Here is a 7,209-nt window from a genome sequence, read left to right on the forward strand (position 1 = left end):
CCTCAGGCCCCCTCGCCCTTCGACTTCGCCTCCAGCACTTCCCAGCGCTCCAGCGCTTCCAGCAGTTCCATCTCGATCTCATCGTGCCGCGTGCCCAGCTGCGCGGCCTTGGGCGCATCGCTGACATAGAGCGAGCCGTCCGCGAGCTGCGCCGAGATCGTCTTCTGCTCGGTTTCCAGCGCGGCAATGCGCTCCGGCAGGCCGTCCAGTTCGCGCTGCTCCTTGTACGACAGCTTGACCGTACGATTGGCGCCGCGCGCCTCGCGCGAATCTTTGCCCTTTGCCGGCTCTGCCGCCTTCTGCTCCGGCTTGCGCGCCGCCTGCAGCGCCGCGCTGCGGGCCGACTGCTCGACCCAGTCGGAATACCCGCCCACCGATTCGCGCCACACGCCACCGCCCTCGGCGGCCAGGGTCGAGGTCACCACGTTGTCCAGGAAGGCGCGGTCGTGCGAGACCAGGAACACGGTGCCGCCATAGTCCTGCAGCAGTTCTTCCAGCAGTTCCAGCGTATCGATGTCGAGATCGTTGGTCGGCTCGTCCAGCACCAGCACATTGGCCGGGCGCGCAAACAGGCGCGCCAGCAGCAGCCGGTTGCGCTCGCCGCCTGACAGCGACTTGACCGGCGAACGCGCGCGCTCCGGCGCGAACAGGAAGTCGCCCAGGTAGCTCATCACATGCTTGCGCTGGCCGTTGACCTCGACCCAGTCGCTGCCCGGGCTGATGGTGTCGGCCAGCGAGCGCTCCAGATCCAGCGCGGTGCGCATCTGGTCGAAGTACGCCACCTGCAGGTTGCTGCCGTTGCGCACGGTGCCGCTGTCCGGCGCCAGTTCGCCCAGGATCAACCGCAGCAGCGTGGTCTTGCCGGCGCCGTTGGGACCGATCAGGCCGACCTTGTCGCCGCGCATGATGGTGGCGGTGAAGTCGCGCACCACCACTTTGTCGCCATAGGCCTTGCTGACGTCGGTCAGCTCGGCCACGATCTTGCCGGAGCGGTCGGCCTGCGACACCTCCAGCTTGACGTTGCCCTGGACTTCACGGCGCGCGGCGCGCTCGTTGCGCATCGCCACCAGGCGCTGGATGCGCGACACGCTGCGCGTGCGGCGCGCCTCCACCCCCTTGCGGATCCACACCTCTTCCTGCGCCAGCAGCTTGTCGAACTTGGCCTGCTCGACCTGCTCCGCCGCCAGCATCTCTTCCTTGCGCGCCTGGTAGGCGGCGAAGTTGCCGGGGAAGGACACCAGCCGGCCGCGGTCCAGTTCGATGATGCGGGTGGCGACGCGGTCGAGGAAGGCGCGGTCGTGGGTGATCAGCAGCACGCTGCCGCGGAAGCCCAGCAGCAGGTCTTCCAGCCAGCGGATCGCTTCCACGTCGAGGTGGTTGGTGGGCTCGTCCAGCAGCAGGATGTCGGGCTCGGCCACCAGCGCCTGCGCCAGCGCCACGCGTTTCTGCAGGCCACCGGACAGTGCCTCGACGCGCGTGTGCGAATCCAGCCCCAGGCGCGCCAGCGTGGTTTCCACGCGGGTGCGCAGCTGCCAGGCATCGGCGGCGTCCAACTCGGACTGCAGCCGGTGCAATTCGGCCAGCGCGGCTTCGTCGTCGTGGTTCTCGGCGACGCGGTCGGCGGCGGCCTCGTAGCGCACCAGCAAGTCGTGCGCATCGCCCATGCCCTGCGAGACGGCGTCGAACACGGTGATGCCCGCCTCGAACTGCGGCTCCTGCGGCACGTAGGCGCTGGTCACGCCGCTCTGGCGCGCGATCAGCCCATCGTCGGGCGCCGACAGCCCCGCCACGATCTTCAGCAGCGAGGACTTGCCCGAACCGTTGCGCCCGATCAAACCCACGCGCTCGCCGGCCTCCAGCGAAAAGTCGGTGTGATCGAGCAGGGCCACGTGCCCGAAGGCAAGCTGGGCGTCGGTAATGGAAAACAGGGCCATGGGAGAAAGACGAGACGACGAGAGAAAGGAGGGACGGCCTGGCAGCCAGGGCTGGCGTGGCACGGCAGCCCGCATTGTAGACGACCGGGGCCGGGCCAAGGCTGGCCCCAAAAAAGAAGGGCCCGCGCACTGCGGGCCCAAGAGTCTCTCCTCGGTGCCCTGCTCGCAAGGCACGAAGCCAGCATAACAACGCCCCCCTGCCCGCTCCAGTCGGAAAAGTCCGTAAGGGAAAGCCCCGTCAACCGCGATTTCTGGACGCCGCCGCGGCAAATTGGTACGGCCAAGGCACTCATGCGAAGATGTCGGCCGTGCCAATGGCCTGCTGCCACCCTCATGACCACCGCTTCACTGAAATTGTCCGACCTGTCCGTGTCCGCGCTGGTCGCCGGGCTGGTCGCCACGCTCACCGGCTATACCAGTTCGCTGGTGCTGATGATCCAGGCCGGCCACGCCGCCCACCTGACCGATGCCCAGATTTCGTCCTGGATCTGGGCGCTGTCGATGGGCATGGGAATCACCACCATCGGCCTGTCGTTGGCGCTGCGCGTGCCGATCGTGGTGGCCTGGTCCACGCCCGGCGCGGCGCTGCTGATCGCCAGCCTGCCCGGCGTGCCCTACGCGGAAGCCATCGGCGCCTTCCTGCTGGCCGGGCTGATGATGGCCGCGGCCGGCATGACCGGCTGGTTTGACAAGCTGATGCGCGCCCTGCCCGCCAGCATCGCGTCAGCCCTGCTGGCCGGCATCCTGTTCCGCATCAGCGTGGATGTGTTCGTGCAGGCGCAGCACCAGACCGTGCTGCTGCTGGCGATGTTCGCCGCCTACCTGCTCGGGCGGCGCCTGTGGCCGGCCTATGCGGTGCCAGGGGTGCTGCTGACCGGGGCGGTAGTCGCCGGCGCGCTCGGCCAGCTCGATTTCTCGGGGGTGCGGCTGGCATTGGCGGTGCCGGTGTGGACCACGCCGGCCTTCTCGCTGTCGGCCTTGGTCAGCATGGCGGTCCCGCTGTTCATCGTGGCGCTGGCCTCGCAGAACATCCCCGGGCTGGCCGTGCTGCAAGCCGACGGCTACCACGTGCCGGCCTCGCGCCTGATCTCGCTCACCGGCCTGACCTCGGCCGTGCTGGCGCCGTTCGGCTCGCACGGCGTCAACCTGGCGGCGATCACTGCCGCCATCTGCACCGGCCCGCAGGCCGACCCCGACCGCAACCGCCGCTATACCGCGGCCGTGGTCTGCGGCGTGGGCTACCTGGTCGCGGGCACGCTGGCGGCCAGCATCGCGGCGCTGTTTGCGGCCTTTCCGCAAGCGCTGGTGGTGGGCGTGACCGCGTTCGCGCTGATGGGCTCGATCGCCAACGGCCTGACCGTGGCCATGCAAATCCCGGCCGAGCGCGAAGCCGCGCTGCTGACCTTCATGATCACGGCGTCCGGCATGACCCTGGCGGGTGTCGGCTCTGCGTTCTGGGGCGTGGTGGGCGGCCTGCTGGCGTTCCACGTGCTGCGCCGGCGCGCCGCCTGAGCATCGCCGCTAGAGCATCAGGAAAGCCACGTCCGCGTAGCCGATATCGTCGGACGATGCGCCCCTGCGGCGCTGGAACAAGATATGCTGCAGCACGCGGTCGCGGTGGGCCGCGAAGGTTTCCGGATCCAGGTTCAACGCCGCGCGCGCGTAGTGCTCGGCCATCAGCTTGTAGACGCGATGGCGCACCTGCAGCATCTCGTTCGCCGCCTGGAGCCGGCTCATTTCCCCCACATGGTCTTCGTCCAGCTGACGCATGCTGACCACCACCCGGGCATGCATGGCCCGGTAGCGATCGACCTCCGCATGGGCCTTGCGCAGCTCTTCGCGCAGCGACCGCACCTCCTGCAACAGTTTCAGGTTGTGCTGCACGCCGCGTTGGATGCGCGAAGCCTCTTCCAGTGCTTGGTCCGCCGCGGCGATGGTGTCCTGCCACGGATTCGCGTCCGGCGCGGGCTCCCCGTCCCCGGGCTGCGAAGACGTCCCGGCGGACGTGCCGTCGATGCCATTGTGATGCATACCGCTCCCCTTACCCATGCCCGCCGCCGGCATCGTTGGGTTCGTGCCGGCTTGGTCGGGCCAACTACCGCGACTGCCTTATAGGACTTGTGCCGCGGGCCGGCCATGCGCCCGCTTGCTTTCGTCGTTATAGCCACATTCAATCCTCCATCACCGCTTTGCACAACCACCGCAACGGAGGGACGCGGCTTTGGCGCAACATGCGGGAGCGCTAAGATGCCGGCTTCGGCCCGTTTCGGCCAACCCACTTGTACTCCATGAACGGATACCTGCTCCTCGCCCTCGCCATCGTCGCCGAAGTCATCGCCACCAGCAGCCTGAAGGCGTCGCAGGGCTTTACGCGGCTGGTCCCCAGCGTGCTGGTCGTGACCGGCTATGTGGCGGCGTTCTATTTGCTGATGCTGGTGATGCGGACAGTGCCGGTGGGAATTGCCTATGCGATCTGGAGCGGGGCCGGGATCGTACTGGTGTCACTGATCGCGGTGGTGCTGTACCGGCAGGTGCCGGACCTGGCGGCTTGCGCCGGGATTGGTCTGATTATTACCGGCGTCGCCGTCATTCAGCTGTTTTCGAAGACTAGCGCGCATTGATCGTAGGTATGCTCGGCAGTGGCTGACCCCTCATCCACTCTTGCCGCAGTCCCATTTTGGGACTAGCATTGCCCATATGCGAATCATAGCGAAGAGGTCTTTGCTTCAGTTCAGCAAGTTCCACCCCGAAGCCAGGCAACCGCTGCTTGCCTGGCATGAAGAAGCCCGCTGCGCGGCCTGGACCGCGCCCAGGGACATCAAGGCGCGCTACGCCAGTGCCAGCTTCGTTGGCAACAACCGCGTGGTCTTCAATCTCGGCGGGAACAAGTACCGGCTTATCGTCGCTGTCGCATACCGGTTGGGCGTCGTCTACGTGAAGTTCATCGGCACCCATCTCGACTATGACCGCATTGACGCCGCCACCGTGGAAATGGAGTGATCACCATGGATATCCGCCCCCTGCACACTGAAGCCGACTACCAGGAAGCGCTGGCCGCGGTCTCCGCCCTGGTCGATGCAGACCCGGCGCCCGACACGCCTGAGGGCGACAAGCTGGAAATCCTCTCCATGCTGGTGGAACGGTATGAAGCCGGGCACTTTCCGATGGACCTGCCGGATCCGATCGCCGCGATCCGCTTTCGCATGGAGCAAGCAGGCCTCACGCCACGCGACATGCAACCGTACCTGGGTAACCTCAACCGCGTATATGAAGTGCTGAATGGCAAGCGCGCGCTGAGTCTGGCCATGATCCGGCGGCTGCACCGTGACCTGAAGATTCCCGCGAACGTGCTGATCGCCGAATGCAGCGCGGCATAAGCCCTGGCGCAGCGCGACTGGCGCGCGTGCTAGCCAAAGCGCGCATCGATCTGCTTCCTGGCCCAGTTCGAGGCATGCTGCCATGCCTCGCCTTCGCTGAAGAACTGGCCCGGAACAAGATGGTGATCGAAGACCTTGAGTGGCGCTCCATCCGCCGCTTTCGCGCAGATGGTCACCTCACCTTGCCAGGGGCCGCCAACGCCAAGGGACGTTGCCGATGCTTCATACCAGTGGTCGCGGTAATACGTGAACCCTTGGAGATCCATGTCTTTCTCCACTAGTGGCATTCAGGAAGTGTCAGTCGTTGGCGTCGCCTGAAGTGGCCTGGTCAATCTCCCGTTTCGCGGACGCATAGGCGTTATCGATCGCGACCGATTCCGTGGGAGCAAGCGCCCCGGTGTTGTGCCGGTGTCCGTGACCGCGGATGCCATACGACCAGTCCCACTGGCCGCTCGCGTCCTTTTTGGCCTGGATCGAGATCTCTCGGCCTTTGTATTTCAGTTCCATGGCGAGCGCTCCGGAGTTTGGAGGATCGTAGCATGAAGCACCTGTCAATCCAGACCCTCGACGGCGAGGCTGGCGTCATCCTCTTGGACTGAAATTCCTGGGAATGTCTGGATTGAGCTGGGGAGGAAGCACTGCTGAGAACCACAGCAGAAGGTACTGTGGACTGGTCCCGCCGACAGGAATCGAACCTGTATCTAGCGCTTAGGAGGCGCTCGTTCTATCCATTGAACTACGGCGAGGGACAGGACTGTCAGGATCGGGAACCGCGGGCGCGGTGATCCTGGAGACGGCCCGGAGTATATCAAAATCCGCACCGGCCCGGCTCGCCAGCAGTGGCAAACCCGTCCCGGCGGCCTCGCCCGGCAAGGCGGCCGGACGACGGCAGGCGCGTCGGCCGGCCGGCATGGCGCAGGGCGCGGCGCCCCGGCCGGTGGCGGCCGCGGGCGCAGTTGGCGGCGGCAGTGGCGCAGCTGCGGTGGCAGGCTTGTCCGCGCAGGTTGCAGCGCAGTTCCCAGTCGATCAGTCCGGACATGGCAGGCTCCTTGATTCGGTGATGGCCGCGCGGTTCAGGCGAGGTCCAGGTTCAGGCCGCCCAGTTGGGCTTGCAGCAGCGCGCCCAGCAGCAGCCAGCCGATGTGCAGCGCGGCGCGCGGGCGGCGCATGCATGTTTCCACCTGTTCGCTGCGGCTTTCGCCGGACAGGCACCAGGAGCAGAAGTGCTCACAGTTGTTGGTCAGCAAGTGGTAGGCATTTTCGCCCACACGGGAACGGGCGCGTTCGACGGCCTGGCGGCCGGCGAAGCGGGCGCAGGGTTCCGGCTTGACGGCGATGCCGAATCCGGCGGCGAAGGCTTCGAGGGTAGTTTCTTCAACCGGCGCGGCCTGCAGCGAGCGGGCGAAACCGGCGTAGTGGATGACGCGGCCGGCGCCGGCGTAGATCCCATGATGGGCGTAGCCGTGGCGTTCGGTGACCAGGTGGGCGCCGAGCGGCAGCGGGTCGGCGAAACGATCGTCGCTGCCGGTAGCGCGTTCTTGTACTTCCTGGATGTTCATGGCTGGCCTCGGTGTGTCTGGTTGCTGCAGGCATTGCTGCTTCGTGCCAGACCAACCGCATCAACCATGCCAATACCAGGGAGGCCCGGCCCGACAACGGTTTGGCGGAAATCCGGGGGTTTTGGAGGGGATCGAGTGTCGGATGGCAGCCAACCGCGTGGCGGCAACTCTGTTGGCTGGCAGCCACCATTCGCCGCGCGCCGCGAGGCCTGGGCGGGCTGGCGGCAGGGATCGCGCGATGCTTGCGCTGTGGTGGGTCCATCCCGACACTGGCTGGCCGGGTGTCGGGTCAAGGCCAACGTGGCTGGACTGCCGGGGTGCGCCCCATTGTCCCCGCCC

10 protein-coding genes and 1 tRNA gene are annotated in these 7,209 nt (G+C 66.7%); 4 read left to right on the top strand and 7 right to left on the bottom strand.

Annotation, left to right across the window (positions count from 1 at the left end; all coding sequences use genetic code 11):
- Positions 1-2 precede the first annotated feature (2 nt).
- A complete protein-coding gene (locus AC3WON_RS24385; RefSeq protein WP_492319792.1) occupies positions 3-1,934 on the bottom strand; it encodes an ATP-binding cassette domain-containing protein in 1,932 nt (643 codons plus the stop codon).
- Positions 1,935-2,267: 333 nt separating this feature from the next.
- On the opposite strand from AC3WON_RS24385, the gene AC3WON_RS24390 reads away from it, so the two are divergent.
- Positions 2,268-3,446: a benzoate/H(+) symporter BenE family transporter gene (locus AC3WON_RS24390; RefSeq protein WP_492352900.1), complete on the top strand. Its 1,179-nt coding sequence runs from the start codon at positions 2,268-2,270 to the stop codon at positions 3,444-3,446.
- A gap of 9 nt (positions 3,447-3,455) precedes the next feature.
- On the opposite strand, the gene AC3WON_RS24395 is transcribed toward AC3WON_RS24390, so the two are convergent.
- Complete coding sequence (locus AC3WON_RS24395) at positions 3,456-3,965, bottom strand: hypothetical protein (RefSeq protein WP_492352905.1); 510 nt, start codon at positions 3,963-3,965, stop codon at positions 3,456-3,458.
- A 257-nt stretch (positions 3,966-4,222) separates the two neighbouring features.
- On the opposite strand from AC3WON_RS24395, the gene AC3WON_RS24400 reads away from it, so the two are divergent.
- From AC3WON_RS24400 to AC3WON_RS24410, 3 genes are all read left to right on the top strand, one after another.
- Positions 4,223-4,555 (top strand): DMT family transporter, encoded by a 333-nt coding sequence (locus AC3WON_RS24400; protein ID WP_492319789.1) that lies wholly within the window; start codon positions 4,223-4,225, stop codon positions 4,553-4,555.
- A 76-nt stretch (positions 4,556-4,631) separates the two neighbouring features.
- Complete coding sequence (locus tag AC3WON_RS24405; RefSeq protein ID WP_492319788.1) at positions 4,632-4,934, top strand: type II toxin-antitoxin system HigB family toxin; 303 nt, start codon at positions 4,632-4,634, stop codon at positions 4,932-4,934.
- Between the two features lie 5 nt (positions 4,935-4,939).
- Positions 4,940-5,311, top strand: coding sequence for a helix-turn-helix domain-containing protein (locus AC3WON_RS24410; protein ID WP_492319787.1), 372 nt, complete (start codon positions 4,940-4,942; stop codon positions 5,309-5,311).
- 29 nt (positions 5,312-5,340) lie between these two features.
- Here the strand turns inward: AC3WON_RS24410 and AC3WON_RS24415 are convergent, their stop codons facing one another.
- The 5 genes from AC3WON_RS24415 to AC3WON_RS24435 all read right to left on the bottom strand — a co-directional run bounded on the left by AC3WON_RS24415 (position 5,341) and on the right by AC3WON_RS24435 (position 6,870).
- Positions 5,341-5,577, bottom strand: coding sequence for a hypothetical protein (locus AC3WON_RS24415; RefSeq protein ID WP_492352901.1), 237 nt, complete (start codon positions 5,575-5,577; stop codon positions 5,341-5,343).
- Between the two features lie 31 nt (positions 5,578-5,608).
- Complete coding sequence (locus tag AC3WON_RS24420) at positions 5,609-5,818, bottom strand: hypothetical protein (RefSeq protein WP_035816994.1); 210 nt, start codon at positions 5,816-5,818, stop codon at positions 5,609-5,611.
- Between the two features lie 164 nt (positions 5,819-5,982).
- Positions 5,983-6,057 (bottom strand) — tRNA-Arg (locus AC3WON_RS24425).
- 62 nt (positions 6,058-6,119) lie between these two features.
- Positions 6,120-6,350 carry a hypothetical protein gene (locus AC3WON_RS24430; protein ID WP_492352902.1) on the bottom strand — a complete coding sequence of 77 codons (231 nt, stop codon included), beginning with the start codon at positions 6,348-6,350 and terminating at the stop codon, positions 6,120-6,122.
- Between the two features lie 34 nt (positions 6,351-6,384).
- Positions 6,385-6,870: a lecithin retinol acyltransferase family protein gene (locus AC3WON_RS24435; RefSeq protein ID WP_492352903.1), complete on the bottom strand. Its 486-nt coding sequence runs from the start codon at positions 6,868-6,870 to the stop codon at positions 6,385-6,387.
- Positions 6,871-7,209 lie beyond the last annotated feature (339 nt).

This window comes from Cupriavidus sp. FW305-46 (assembly GCF_058787075.1).